The 13495-nt window shown below is 44.3% G+C and carries 10 protein-coding genes; 2 read left to right on the forward strand and 8 right to left on the reverse strand.

All coding sequences use genetic code 11. The annotated features are described in order from the left end of the window. Window positions 1-12 precede the first annotated feature (12 nt). The 8 genes from ACK4EX_RS02790 to ACK4EX_RS02825 all read right to left on the reverse strand — a co-directional run bounded on the left by ACK4EX_RS02790 (window position 13) and on the right by ACK4EX_RS02825 (window position 9627). Window positions 13-3258, reverse strand: coding sequence for a gliding motility-associated C-terminal domain-containing protein (locus ACK4EX_RS02790; protein WP_409769503.1), 3246 nt, complete (start codon window positions 3256-3258; stop codon window positions 13-15). Between the two features lie 113 nt (window positions 3259-3371). Then, window positions 3372-4568 carry a THUMP-like domain-containing protein gene (locus tag ACK4EX_RS02795; RefSeq protein WP_409769505.1) on the reverse strand — a complete coding sequence of 399 codons (1197 nt, stop codon included), beginning with the start codon at window positions 4566-4568 and terminating at the stop codon, window positions 3372-3374. After that, a complete protein-coding gene (locus ACK4EX_RS02800; RefSeq protein ID WP_409769506.1) occupies window positions 4546-5205 on the reverse strand; it encodes a DUF4159 domain-containing protein in 660 nt (219 codons plus the stop codon). Before ACK4EX_RS02800 ends, ACK4EX_RS02795 begins: the two co-directional genes overlap by 23 nt. Window position 5206: 1 nt before the next feature. Continuing rightward, the gene (locus ACK4EX_RS02805) at window positions 5207-5866 is read right to left on the reverse strand and encodes an ABC transporter ATP-binding protein (protein WP_409769507.1); all 660 of its coding nucleotides are present in this window, start codon (window positions 5864-5866) and stop codon (window positions 5207-5209) included. Continuing rightward, the gene (gene ccsA / locus ACK4EX_RS02810) at window positions 5863-8292 is read right to left on the reverse strand and encodes a cytochrome c biogenesis protein CcsA (RefSeq protein WP_409769508.1); all 2430 of its coding nucleotides are present in this window, start codon (window positions 8290-8292) and stop codon (window positions 5863-5865) included. Before ccsA ends, ACK4EX_RS02805 begins: the two co-directional genes overlap by 4 nt. Then, complete coding sequence (locus tag ACK4EX_RS02815) at window positions 8289-8687, reverse strand: cytochrome c maturation protein CcmE (protein WP_409769509.1); 399 nt, start codon at window positions 8685-8687, stop codon at window positions 8289-8291. Before ACK4EX_RS02815 ends, ccsA begins: the two co-directional genes overlap by 4 nt. A 17-nt stretch (window positions 8688-8704) precedes the next feature. After that, window positions 8705-8917, reverse strand: a complete 213-nt coding sequence (locus ACK4EX_RS02820; RefSeq protein ID WP_409769510.1) for a CcmD family protein — start codon at window positions 8915-8917, stop codon at window positions 8705-8707. Continuing rightward, complete coding sequence (locus tag ACK4EX_RS02825; protein ID WP_409769511.1) at window positions 8914-9627, reverse strand: cytochrome c biogenesis protein; 714 nt, start codon at window positions 9625-9627, stop codon at window positions 8914-8916. The genes ACK4EX_RS02820 and ACK4EX_RS02825 overlap by 4 nt, the downstream gene beginning before the upstream one ends. Window positions 9628-10103: 476 nt before the next feature. Here ACK4EX_RS02825 and ACK4EX_RS02830 point away from each other — a divergent pair, with 476 nt between their 5' ends. Further along, complete coding sequence (locus ACK4EX_RS02830; protein WP_409769512.1) at window positions 10104-11723, forward strand: CTP synthase; 1620 nt, start codon at window positions 10104-10106, stop codon at window positions 11721-11723. 26 nt (window positions 11724-11749) lie between these two features. Beyond that, window positions 11750-13495 (forward strand): membrane protein insertase YidC, encoded by a 1746-nt coding sequence (gene yidC / locus ACK4EX_RS02835; protein WP_409769513.1) that lies wholly within the window; start codon window positions 11750-11752, stop codon window positions 13493-13495.

Here is a 13495-nt window from a genome sequence, read left to right on the forward strand (position 1 = left end):
GTGTTGATAATATTAACGGAATAAAGTAATTGTGCCTTTACGTTGGCCGCGGTAGTGATAGAAGATGTACGGATATACGCCTTGTGGTACCTCTTTGCCCTTGTAGGTGCCGTCCCAGAATTCATTGAAAGGATCGTCAGTTTCAAAGATCAATTGACCCCAACGGTTGTAAATTTCCAGGCGAGCGCGTTCGAGACATTCAGCTCCGGCAAGGTAAAATACGTCGTTTATTCCATCGCCGTTGGGTGTAAAGGTGTTAGGTATATAAAAGAAATCGCCGTAGTAATCAACCGTTACTGGTATTTGGAATTTGTATTCGCGGTTGCAAAGGGTGTCAATGATGGTGAGCTTTATAATATAATTTCCTGATTCAGTGTAATTAAATATTGGAAAGCGCCCGATCCGGGTATTGCCTCCTCCAAAGTCCCAAACATAAATGTAGTGGGGCTCTGTATTTGATATTTCGAATTCAAACGAACCTTCGGGGCACTTGGGTTTTACGGACAAAATTTCAGGGCGTCTGATAGTATCGCTGTACGTGGCTGAGAAAAAGACCGTGTCTGTTCTGTTGCATATCGTATCGATGAGTACAAAAAAACCGTTGTAAGAGCCTTCTGAGGGATATTTATGAGTGAGTTTATTTAATCCTGAGTAGATGGTGCCATCGCCCATATTCCATATCACCTGATGGCCGGATGTAGATAGATTTTCCACAGTGATTTTAAATTCAGAGTCACAGGAGCGATAGAAGGTGCTTATTTCGGCCTTAGGCCTTGGAAATTCTGGAATAAAGAAAGCTATTTCGATAGTGTCGTATTGATTGCAAAGGGTGTCGTGAGCTATGAGTTTTACACGGAAAGTGTCTGGTCCCACATATAAGGCCGATGGTGCTGGTAAGGTAGAGGTTTGTCCGTTACCTAAAATCCATAAAAAGTTTTGTGCATTTATGCTTTTGTTGTCAAAGACGACTTTGTACATATTGCATACAGAGTCAACCTCTACAGTGAATTGTACACTTGCATTGGCTTTTACAAAATTGTCAAAGTCAATTTTTACTGCGCCTAGATTACAGTTAGGCCCACCGCGGGTTGGACTGAAAACGCCCGGAGTGGTAGGAAATGTACCTCCCTGGCAGGCAGCACATATTGCCTGATAAATAATTCCTTCAGGCGAGAAACGGCTTGTACCACCATCGACATGCTCGTTAGAACTTCCTCCGAAATAGGTGGCGTATTTGAGCGTGTTGCCATCGGCACCAAGTACCATGAAGTAGAAGTCGCTGCCATCGGTGCTCGATTGATAAGCATCAGGCGAGAGGGGTAGTCCTGTTGTAGAACCGTTGGAAATCGGGTTTGCAGGTGGACTGTTTACCGCTCCACCCCAGCCAGAGAGCATGATGTTAAAACATTCATCTACATTAAAAGCCGCTGGCGATATATTTATCGTGTTGGGTCCGCTGCCGAAAGTTGTAATCCAGAGCATGTTACTCAGCTCGGCATTCATTTTAAAGATGACTTGACTGCGGCCCGATTGTCCGTATTTAATTGGTGTTTTGATGATTGAGCCAAGCGTTTGAGCCATGCCATACACTTCGCCGTTGCGATTGTGATCGATGAAGTACACTTGATCGTAAGCCGCTGTTCCAAAGTATGTTCCGCGCTGAAAGGCGCCAGTAACGGCTGAAAATCTGGCTAAAAATCCATCAGAGCTGCCTGAATACGAGTTTTGAAACGATCCGTTGTGTGTAGGAATGGATGTGCTGGTAGTGCCTCCGCATATAAAGACTTGTTGATTGAAAATTTTCACAGAGTATCCGGCATCGTTTTGAGCGCCTCCGTAGAAAGTGCCCCAAAGAATTTGGTTGAGGTTTGGGGTAAATTTTACAAGTATTGCATCTTGCTGGCCTGCATATGTAAATGCTGGATTAGGTAAAATGAGGTTGTTGCTGTTTGTACATGAAGTTACGTAGATGTTGTTTAAAGAATCGACAATCACTTCACCGCGGGCATAGTCACCATAGTTGCGCACCAGTGCGGCATTATGGCCGTCGTTTCCATTGCCACCCAAAAAGGTGGATGCGATGAGCGCTGAGCCTGATGCGTTAAATCGAGTAATAAAGATGTCGCTGCCATTCGGATACACATAGTTTGCTACTACGAAGTTTGATCCACCGGCAAAGTTGGTCTGAGCTGCATTTGGCGTAATAGGAAAGTTGCTTGAGCCTGTAATGCCATACACGATGAGCTCATTGTTGCTGTTTACCACCATACTGTGCACCTGCTCACTGTTGCTGCCTCCCAGATAGGTGGAATAAATGAGTTGTGTACCTGCAGGGTTGAATTTTGAAATCGAAACATCCGTGGTGGTAGAGAAATTTCCACCAGAGTTAAAGGTAGTCTGGAAAGCTCCTGAAGTAGTTGGATAGCCATTGCCAAAGACGATTCCTCCGGCGTAGAAATTTCCGTTGTTGTCAAACGTTGCTGAGAATCCCCAGTTGTCGGAAGTAGAACCTGTGAAAGTAGAAAAAACTACTGTGGGATCTATTACTAATTCATAATGAGGATTGTAGGTGCCGAGTTTCAAGGTTACCACATTTTTGTCAACCACGTAGTGGCATGCTACTCTTCGAGGCTGCCCATCAATGATCTGATACGTGTAAGGGGCTTTTTCCACTACGTCACCGGCGTTAGTCTTTACGATCAGATTCCCTTCGCGGTCGATATAAATACTATCTGCATAGGCATAGCGTACTTTGATGAGCGAAGGGTCAGCGCCTGGCGCTATGCGGTAGTCGTATTTAAATTGATTATCGGAATCGTAAAAGTGCACATTGATTCCGGGATATAGATTTTCATACGATACTCCGCTGTACACGGGCACTTCTGAACGCCAATATTTCGGATCTTTACCCAAAAAGTAGTTGTGATAAAACGGTTTTTTCCTGAGTCCTCTTTTTACGGCTTTTGTGTTGGAATTGATAAAATGCATTTCATAGGTATGCATCCTTAAGATGCCGGGGGTGTAGCCAAACAAGGAGGCGCCAAAGGTTCTGGGGGAGGTTGTGCTGTGATGGGGTCCCTTAAACTGTGCCCAGTCGTACGGGTGTATCAGAAAAACTTTGACTTTGCCGTCTTCGAAATAAATGCTTCCGTTGTTGATTTTTAAAAGGTATTCGAATGGTTCGGGCCATTGTCCGGCGTTAAAAACAAATTGGGCATCCTGAGCCTTCACCATTACAGCCCACAGCATTAGCAACATATTTCGAAATATACCCCTCACCCGATTTCAAATTTATCGTTACTAATGTATAACAAAAAAACGTAAAAAAATTTTGCGTTTTGTGTCTCAATGAATACTCTTTTGAGGAATTTTTACAGTTTTTCAGCTAAAATCCAGAGATTTTTGTTCTTTTCGGTTTTTGTTGCGATCAAAGCCCGGGTATCGCTTTCAGCGATTTTGTGCTTTTTACGAATGTTTTCGGCACTATCCGGAAATTTGCCTGTAATCACCATTGCTTCAGTAACTTGAAGTTCAGGCAGAGCCATTGAAAAACGCAATGTGCGATAGACCCTCCAGCCCGGCATATTCATTAGTTGTGATGACGTGTAAATGCGCGCATTTTGATGAAATGTAGTTAATCCCAAATTTTCGGCTAAAGCTTTATCTGCTCCATTTTTTACCAAGGCTGCATGAGGTATGTAGATAAAGTTTTCCGGCTTTGCTGTTACTGGCACCTTGTTTTGATGAGTGAGTCTGTCTGAAGAAAAAAGCAAATGAGGTGGCTCACCACACAGCCATATCTCAAGCAGAGGAGGTAAGGTATCAGACGCGTACAATAGCAATACCTCTTTAAGCTCATCCTCTACAGCCAGGAGATACACTTTTGCAGGTGGGCCAATGTAGCGACTTAAAAATTCAAGATCAGCTACCGGACTTACTTTCAGAAGGAGGTCGACTTCTAACCCGTTAATGCTTTTGTATAGTTCTGACGGATTCGGGTCATAGTCTGCCGGGTGAAAGGTTTTCTTGCCCGTGGTAGTGCGTCGGGCAGGATCTGCATAAATTAGGGTTTTTTCATTTGATGGACGAAACTTCCTCAGCCATTCAAAGGCGTCGAGGTTGTATCGCTCTATGTGGGGTAAATACTTTGAGAAATTAAAATCGTTGTAGTCGAAGATTTTTTTGTTTCGCTCAAGATAGATGGTTTTCGATACTGCACAGGCGAAGGCAACCGTATCCATCCCCAGACCTCCCGTCAGGTCAATTACTGTATTATATGAACTTAATATTCTGGATTTAAAAGTTGATGTAAGGTGATGAGAGGCTTGCTGAAGTGGTAAGCCGGGCGGAAATAGCCATCCGGGGTAGGATCTGATCAATACTTCGAACTTTTTTTTGTACTTGTGCCGGGCATGGCACTGCTGAGAGGCTTCCTTTAATAAAGGATTGGAATTGTATTTCAAAACCGCTTTTTCAATTCCAAGGTGCTGTACCTCGTTGCATAGGTTTGTGTATTCACCTCTTTCCAGTTTCAGAGATACCTGCTCAAAGAGCTCTTTCGAAGACATATTGTAAGATGTTGCAACCCATCTTCAGGGCACGCAGGCGCACTTCTTCGGGGTTGTTATGAACTTCCTGGTCCTCCCAGCCATTACCGAGGTCTGTTTCGTAAGTGTAGAGCAATACGATACGTCCATTGTGGGTGATTGCAAAGGCTTGTGCGGGTTTACCGTCGTGCTCATGAATTTTCGGGATGTTTTTAAAGGGAAATTTTTGTTGAAAAATCGGGTGAAAATCAGGAAGTAGTTCAAGTTTCTTATCAGGAAACAGTTTTTGTATTTCCCTTCTGGCGTAGGGATCCATTCCGTAGTTGTCATCTATGTGCAAAAAACCACCGTTTAGAAGGTATTTTCGGAGGTTTTTTACATCTTGATCGGTAAAAAAAATGTTTCCGTGTCCGGTGGCGTGAATGAAAGGATAGTTGAAGATATCAGGCGATGAAGGCTCTACCACGGCAGGCTCTGGATGAATGCGAGCGGGCAGGTGATCATTGCAGAAGCGAATCAGATTCGGTAGCGATGTGGGATTTGCGTACCAATCGCCTCCTCCGGCGTATTTCAGTACAGCAATTTTAAGCGACTGGCCATACAATAGGGATGTGTTTAAAATCAAAAAAAGTGTAAGAAAGTGTTGCAAACTCTTCATGCTACACGATTTTTCCGTCGCGTAAAGATATCACGCGTGATGCCAATGCAGCCAGATTGTCGTTATGGGTTACTATCAGAAAGGTTATTCCCAGTTCTGAACAAAGGTCTTGAAATAGCTGACTTATTTGCCCGGCATTTTTTGAATCCAGGTTGCCGGTGGGCTCGTCGGCCATGACGATTTTAGGACTGTTGATCAGTGCTCTTGCAATGGCTACTCTCTGTTGCTCTCCGCCACTCAGCTCCGATGGTTTATGGCTGAGGCGATGTGCCATTCCTACTTTGTCTAGTAAATTTTCAGCGAGCTCTTCGGCTTTTTTTCTGCTTGTACCGGCAATCATAGCTGGTATAGCTACATTTTCAACGGCAGTGAACTCTGGCAGTAAATGGTGAAACTGAAATACAAAACCGATATTTCGGTTTTTGAGCTCAGCAAGTTTTTTCTCCGAAAGACTTTTGTAAGAAACACCTTCGAAGAATACTTCACCTGAATCTGGCTTATCGAGTGAGCCGAGTAAGTTAAGCAGTGTACTTTTTCCTGCACCTGAGGGGCCCACAATGGCTATGAGCTTACCGGCTTCGATTTCGACGCTTACGTTATCGATTACCTTAAGTTGGCCATACGACTTGCTAAGTGCATTTGCACGTATCAGAATGCTCAACGGCGTTGGGTTTTGTAACGTTGATAGACCGACAAAAATATTCCAAGGGTCATCATCACAATTCCTGTCCAGAGCAAATTAATGGCAGGAAAGACGATGGCTTTCATAATGATGAAGTCAGGTCCGTCGTTTAACTTCTTCCAGGTGGTAAAGACCAGTTTGTTTTGTTCCTGGTTAATGTCTTTAAAGCGTACTTTAATACCAGCTTCTTCCGAAATTGCATCGACATGATTTACGATGTTCGACTCGTCGAGGTAATATTTTGGCCGCACTTCGTAGCGATTTCCGGTGGAAGACATCAATTTTAAAACAGCCTCAATTTCAATAGTCTTAATCTCTTTTGTGCGGGGATCGCGACTGGTATTGGCTATGATGCTGTCGAGCACCATAAAATATCGGTCGACGATAAATGTATCGCCCTTTGCCATCATAAATTCCATTTCATCTCCATAGCCGTCGGGGGAGTTGCGGTTTTGTACATCAGAGGCATAAGACAGGAAAGTGTATATGTCTTTGTGCAGGTAGTGCTTAGTACCGGGTTCGGCCACTAAACCCATGCGATCGTTGATTTGTATATGAGGAACTACTGAAAAGGCGTGAGCTAACTGGCCATTTTTCTCTTTTAGAAAATCCACTTTGTAATATCTGCGGTGATTTTCTTGCCAGGTATCGCTCCAGGTTACAAGATATGGTTCCATGGAGAGGGTATCGCCTCTTTCCATCAGGATGTTTTCGCTTGCAGGTATATTTTCGGCAATGTAAGTCTTGTTTTTTGTGATGATTTTTTGATTGGCTTGACTCACTACGGTGCCGAGCATCATTAGCCCAAAGCCAGCATGCGCAATGGATGCACCCGAAACTGCCCAATTGCCGCGAACAATGCGCAACCAAAAATCCATATTCGATACCAGAGCGAGGGCTGATGTAAACGTAAGCAGACTGTAAAGCGGATACTTCCACATCTTAAAAATGAGAATGAAGGGAAGGCTTACCAGCACGCTGACTGCTATACTCAGAGAGATGTTCTTCCAAAACTGATTTGCCTTCTTCTGCCGGTACGACAAAAATTGTCCAAAAGCCATAAAGAGCGTGATGATAACAGCGAAGGGCAGCTGAAAAGAATTGTAGTGCTTCACGGCATCCACGGGTGGGGCGAGCTTCTCGGGCAAGAGCTTTACCAAACCTTCTGGTCCTATCAGCTTATTGATTACTGGTATCGAAGTGCTGAAAATGATTTGAAAGCCTGAAACCAACAGAATCAACGCGCCGACAAACATCCAAAATTCCCGGCTGTAAAGGGTTTCGTCTTCGGTTTTATCGAGAATGGCTTTGTAACGGACCGCAAAAAGTCCGAAGGGGAGCAATAAAAAGAAAAACAAAAGCGCTAAAAGTTGACCATTGAGCCCCAGATCGACAAATGAATGCACCGATGCATCGCCTAGCACACCACTGCGCGTCAGAAAAGTCGAGTAGAGGATAAAGAAATAGGTCAGAAACAGCATCCAATAACTTGTGCGCAGAGCAGTGCCCTTGTTAATGGCGATCATCATCAGGTGTGCTGAAGCAGCAAGGGTAAGCCAGGGTACGAGTGAAGCGTTTTCGACAGGGTCCCATGCCCAGAACCCTCCAAAACTCAGCGATTCATATGCCCATGCTCCGCCCATCAAAATTCCTGCACCTAATACTCCCAGTGCAAAATACGTCCAGGGCAAGGCCGGCTTTAACCACCCTTTATAGTCGCGCTGTACAAGTGAACCGAGTGCAAATGCAAAGGGAATAACTGTAGAAGCAAAACCAAGGAATAATGTAGGGGGATGTATGGTCATCCAGTAATTCTGTAGCAGTGGATTCAATCCTCTTCCGTCCATAAATCCGGGAAGTTTCTGCAGGTAGTCTTCCATCTTAGTCCAGGGCAGACCAATATTTTCCGGCAATTCTCTTATAAGTACAAAGGGCGAACTTCCAATTTTTACTCCAAAGGGATAAATGCCCAGAATCATGCTTACAAGGAAAGCTTGCACCAGTAAGCCAATCATCAGCACGGGCGCTTCGAAGCGGTGTCTTGCTAAAGGAAATATCAAAAACAGAACCGCATGCCAGAAAATCCAAAGAATGAAACTACCCTCTTGACCCTCCCAAAAGGCTGAAAAGATGTACTTGTTCTCGAGATTTCGGCTAGTGTGCTTCCATGCGTAATCGTACTCGAAGTAGTGGCCCGTGAGCATCACGAGCATTAGAGCCACAACAGCCACTACCGAAAAGGTGTGGAGATAAAAAAGAATTCTTCCTGTTTTTTGATAATCAGCATTCTGACTTTTTAAAGTCAAATAGTAGAATAACGCTGATGCCAGTGCAGTAACAAAAGCCAGGGACGTAAATATGCGACCGGCTTCCCCTATCCATGTTGCCTCTCCAATGTAATTCATTCGCCGTCGGTTTTACCTTCTTTCAGTTTGTTTTGTTCGTTGTATTTGGATGGACATTTCAGTAAAATCTCGTCAGCTACAAAGGCGGAGTCAGTCGAATAGCCCTTCATGGTAATGTCTTCGCTGCGCTCAAAGTCAGTTGGTTTAGGTTTGAAATACAGCACCTTGCGACTGTTGCCTTCTTTATCCACAGCATAAAAGGAAAAAACGCCTGCTCTTGCGTCGAAGTCCATCGGCTTTTCGCGGTCGAGCTGCCCGATCACAGTGTACACCTTGCCTGGATTCTGCTCAGCCTTTGCAAAATTTACATAAGTGCTCGCATCGCTGAGCGTAGCCATCACGGCACCAATAGCTATGGCGATAACAATAAGCAATACGATATAAGATTTTTTCATAGAGCTATCCTTGCGATTTATTTCGATGAGTCTTCCAACTTCTTAATCCTTCGATCGAGATAGGTTAGGTAGCCGATCAGTCCAAACAGTACGATCAGGCACACTACAACTACTACATAGATTTTGCCTTCAGCTCTGAAGGCGTCGGCCATTTCGGGTTCTACTTGCTGACTGGCTACTCGTCCGGCAGATAACACAGCCATCAAAAGGGAATAGATGTATTTGTTCATTTTTTCAATTCAATCGTCTTTCTTCCAAAATTTTCAGTGGAGAGCTCCTGAAGCTCGCATTTCTTTTGTTCCAGTCGATAGAGTCGCACTTTTAATTCCAGTATCCATGTGCCAATGAGTGACCAGCCAATCACTGCCGGATAAAACACCATTCGCATCCGATTGTCCAGATCATAAGAGCTGAAGGCGGGATTTCCCCCATTACCAGGGTGCAAGCTGTCGGTCAACCGAGGCAAGATTTGAATGAATACGATCATTATCACAAAGGCAAACACATTGTACACGGCTGATATACGCGCTTTTTTCTCACCGTCTTCTACTGCGCCTCTGAGTACAAAATAGGCCAAATATGCCAGCAAAGTAATGGCCGCGCCGTTGAGCTTAGGGTCATTTACCCAAAAGGCTCCCCACGTGTATCGCGCCCAAATCATTCCTGTTACTATGCCAATTATCGACACCAATACGCCCACTTGAGCAGCAGCTAAGGCTACAGTATCGTATTTGAGATCTAATTTCAGTAAGTAGCGCACGCTGTACACCAGGCTGACCGTTAGCATTACCAGCATGGTCATCCACATTGTGACGTGAAAGTACAGATTGCGAATCGACTCATTTAAAATTGGCAGCCGAGGTACTTCTGAGAGAAAACCCATTACTATGGTGTACACCACCAGCATTGACCCCAGCACCTTCCACCAATTCTTTTTCAAAACCATAAAAATTTTTGTGCAAATATACAATGGCCTAAAGGGCCTTTTCTGTTCAAATAACACACCAATAGGCGGTCTTGATTGCTTATTGAAATTCTAAAAAGAATCATCAGTTGTAGCTGATTTTTTTCTGAAGGGATGTTACTCTAACTTTTAATTTTTGATGGGCTCTTTCGGGCTATCTGTTCGCTCGGTTTTTCGCTGCGCTGCACACAGCAGCCGGTTTAGCCGGCACTCTCCAGGTCTATTGATACAAAATTTAATATACTTTCGCCTGTACACTTCGCGTGGTAAGGCCTTTGGCCATGTTTACTACAAAAACCTGATCACTATTTTGCTTTATATAATCACTTGACTAATCGAATCTGTCTATTTTCTGTACACAAAATCTTAGTACTCTCTTGTGAATCGAGATGGTGATAAAATATTAGCTTTGTCGCCCGTTTAAACAACATTAAACGGGCGCACTACACATCATGTCACATCCTACTAAATACATCTTCGTCACCGGAGGGGTTACCTCGTCATTGGGTAAAGGCATCATCTCAGCTTCACTGGCAACACTTCTGCAGTCAAGGGGATATTCCGTAACTATCCAAAAACTCGATCCTTACATCAATGTTGATCCAGGTACGCTCAATCCTTACGAACACGGCGAGTGCTATGTGACCGAAGACGGCGCTGAGACTGATCTCGACCTTGGCCATTACGAGCGCTTCCTGAATCGTCCAACCTCTAAAGCCAACAATGTGACCACAGGTCGCATCTACCTTAATGTGATTGAAAAAGAGCGAAGAGGTGAATTTTTGGGCAAAACTGTGCAGGTAATCCCTCACATTACCGACGAAATCAAAAATCACATCAAAATTCTCGGACAATCAGGAGAGTATGAAATTGTAATAACCGAAATAGGCGGTACTGTAGGCGATATAGAGGCGCTGCCATACATCGAAGCAGTTCGCCAGCTCAAATGGGAGCTAGGACAAGACGCTCTTGTGGTTCACCTTACTCTGATCCCATATTTATCAGCCACAGGTGAGCTAAAGACAAAGCCCACCCAGCACTCAGTGAAAATGCTCCAGGAGAGCGGAGTACAACCTGACATCTTGGTGTGCCGCACCGAGCACCCACTTGGAGAAGATCTGCGTAAAAAACTGGCACTCTTCTGTAACGTGAAGAAAGATGCCGTCATAGAATCAATTGACGCAGAGACCATCTATGCAGTGCCCATCCTCATGCGCAATGAAAAACTCGATGAAGCGGTACTGAAGCGCCTTAATCTGCCGGTGAGTCAAGAACCTGATTTAGTGCGCTGGAAAGAATTTTTATACCGTCTAAAGTTTCCAAAAACAGAGGTAAATATCGGTTTGATCGGCAAATACGTTGAACTCAGAGATTCCTATAAATCGATTGCCGAAAGTTTCATACATGCCGGTGCTCATACCGAAGTAAAGGTAAATATCCGGTGGATTCACGCCGAATCGCTACGACCTGAAACAGTGGTCGAGGCGCTGAAAGGTCTGCATGGAGTATTGGTAGCTCCGGGCTTTGGCGAGCGTGGTTTCGAAGGCAAGCTCGAAGCAGTGCGTTATGCTCGCGAAAACAAAATACCCTTTTTTGGCATTTGTCTCGGTATGCAGATTGCTGTCATCGAATTTGCGCGAAATGTGCTGGGCTTGCACGAGGCCAGCTCCTCCGAATTTCATCCGAATACCCCCTACCCTGTGATTGACTTAATGGAAGAACAGAAGAAAATTACCGAAAAAGGCGGGACTATGCGCTTAGGTGCTTGGCCCTGCAAGCTCGAACCTGATTCGCTTGCCCACCGCATCTACCGCAGGCTCGAGATCTCTGAGCGGCACCGCCACCGCTACGAACTCAACAATACCTATCGGTCACAGCTGCAGGCCGCTGGTCTTCGACTTTCAGGTATTAATCCCGATAAGGATTTAGTCGAAATTATTGAACTCGACGATCATCCCTTCTTTATCGGTGTACAGTTTCACCCAGAATATAAAAGTACCGTTTACAACCCGCATCCGCTTTTCATACACTTTGTAAAGGCAGCCAATCAATATGCCGTTGATAATGAATAACCTTTAAAAAAGTTTCTGAGATACTTATGAACAAACTAGACAACAATACCATCATAGGTCTTATACTAATAGGCATCATTATGATGTGGATAGGTTTTACTACCACACCTCCGAAACAATCACAGGAAAACTCTCAAAACACCCCTAAAGAACAACCTGAAGAGGAGGTAGTCGAGTCTGTAGATCTGTCGCAACCAATCGACAACGGCATCGCAATGATGCAAACAGTTTCAGAAGAATTTTACACGATGGAAAACGATCTGCTGAACCTTACTTTCAGCAGTAAAGGCGCGGTTTTGAAGCTCGTGGAGATTAAAAAGCAATTTAACTGGAAAAAAGAACCACTGCAGCTCATTAACGACAACCTTGAATGGAAACTGCTGCTTGGCAAGGTAGTAGCCATACCTACCAGTAAGCTCTTATTTCAAATAAAAGATAAATCAGAGCGCCACATAACGTTCACAACTCAATACGAAGGCAAAGACCTGAACATCACTTACAGCCTTGAACCAGGCAGTTATCGCATAAATATCGACATCGAATCGCCCATGCTTAGCAATGGTGGCTATATAGATATGCGTATGAAGGCCTTCAGACTTGAGAAAAACCGCGACTTCGAGAGCAATCGAACCTCCGTGTACTACCACCTGGCCAAAGGCAAACTAAAGAACCTCAGTGAAACCCGATCTGACAACGAGCGCGCCGAACAGCTCGATTGGATCGCCTTCCGCCAGCAGTTTTTCTCTGTTATACTTAGCAGCGAAAGCGATTTCAGCTCTGCAGAAATGACCGTAGAGCCTCTGGCCGAAGAAAAGTACACTAAACTTATGGCCTTGCGTGCCGAACTGCCGGCAACTACCACTACTGTAAAACTCCACATGTACCTAGGCCCTAATAAGTTTAACATTCTCAAAAAATACAAAAACGACTACGAAAAGCTTATTCCTCTGGGATGGGCCATTTTTGGCTGGATCAATCGCGGAGTAGTTATTCCTATATTCAACTGGCTAGAGTCGTACAACCTCAATTACGGCATAATTATCCTCATAATGGCCATCTTGATAAAAATTGTCATTTTTCCCTTCACTTACGGTTCATACCGCAGCATGGCCAAGATGCGCATCTTAAAGCCTGAAATGGATGAGATTAACGAAAAGTACAAGGACGAAAAAGACCAGCTCAAAAAGCAGCAGGCTCTGATGGAGCTATACCGCAAAAGCGGTGTAAATCCTCTTGGCGGTTGTATTCCCTTGCTCTTTCAGTTGCCCATACTGTTTGCCGTGTTCCAATTCTTCCCTGCATCCTTTGAGTTGAGAGGTCAGTCCTTTTTGTGGGCTGAAGATTTATCTACGTACGACTCTGTTCTCGATTTGCCCTTCAGAATTCCAGGATATGGCTCACATGTTAGCCTCTTTACGCTGTTAATGACCATATCTACCATCATCTACACCTGGATGAATCAACAACTCACTCCTCAAAATAACCAATACCCGCAGCTCAAATACATGATGTACCTAATGCCTATCGTTTTCTTAGGCGTTTTCAATAACTATGCTTCAGGACTTACATATTACTACTTCATCTCAAACATCATTACCTTCGGTCAGCAATACGCCATTAAGGCTTTCATTGACGAAGAGAAGCTCCACGCTAAAATCAAAGAAAATCAATCGCGTGAGGTAAAACCATCGAAATTTATGCAGACCTTTGAGCAGTTGGCTAAAGAGCAACAAGCCAAAGGCAATAGAACCATTCGCAGAAGAAAGATCTAA

Origin of the sequence: Thermaurantimonas sp. (assembly GCF_046299575.1) — a bacterium.
Classification (GTDB): domain Bacteria; phylum Bacteroidota; class Bacteroidia; order Flavobacteriales; family Schleiferiaceae; genus Thermaurantimonas.

Bases quoted from the DNA above. Each gene is read 5' to 3' on its own strand.
- ACK4EX_RS02790 (WP_409769503.1), bottom strand. From the start codon at position 3,258: ATGTTGCTAATGCTGTGGGCTGTAATGGTGAAGGCTCAGGATGCCCAA.
- ACK4EX_RS02795 (WP_409769505.1), bottom strand. From the start codon at position 4,568: ATGTCTTCGAAAGAGCTCTTTGAGCAGGTATCTCTGAAACTGGAAAGA.
- ACK4EX_RS02800 (WP_409769506.1), bottom strand. From the start codon at position 5,205: ATGAAGAGTTTGCAACACTTTCTTACACTTTTTTTGATTTTAAACACA.
- ccsA (WP_409769508.1), bottom strand. From the start codon at position 8,292: ATGAATTACATTGGAGAGGCAACATGGATAGGGGAAGCCGGTCGCATA.
- ACK4EX_RS02815 (WP_409769509.1), bottom strand. From the start codon at position 8,687: ATGAAAAAATCTTATATCGTATTGCTTATTGTTATCGCCATAGCTATT.
- ACK4EX_RS02820 (WP_409769510.1), bottom strand. From the start codon at position 8,917: ATGAACAAATACATCTATTCCCTTTTGATGGCTGTGTTATCTGCCGGA.
- ACK4EX_RS02830 (WP_409769512.1), top strand. From the start codon at position 10,104: ATGTCACATCCTACTAAATACATCTTCGTCACCGGAGGGGTTACCTCG.
- yidC (WP_409769513.1), top strand. From the start codon at position 11,750: ATGAACAAACTAGACAACAATACCATCATAGGTCTTATACTAATAGGC.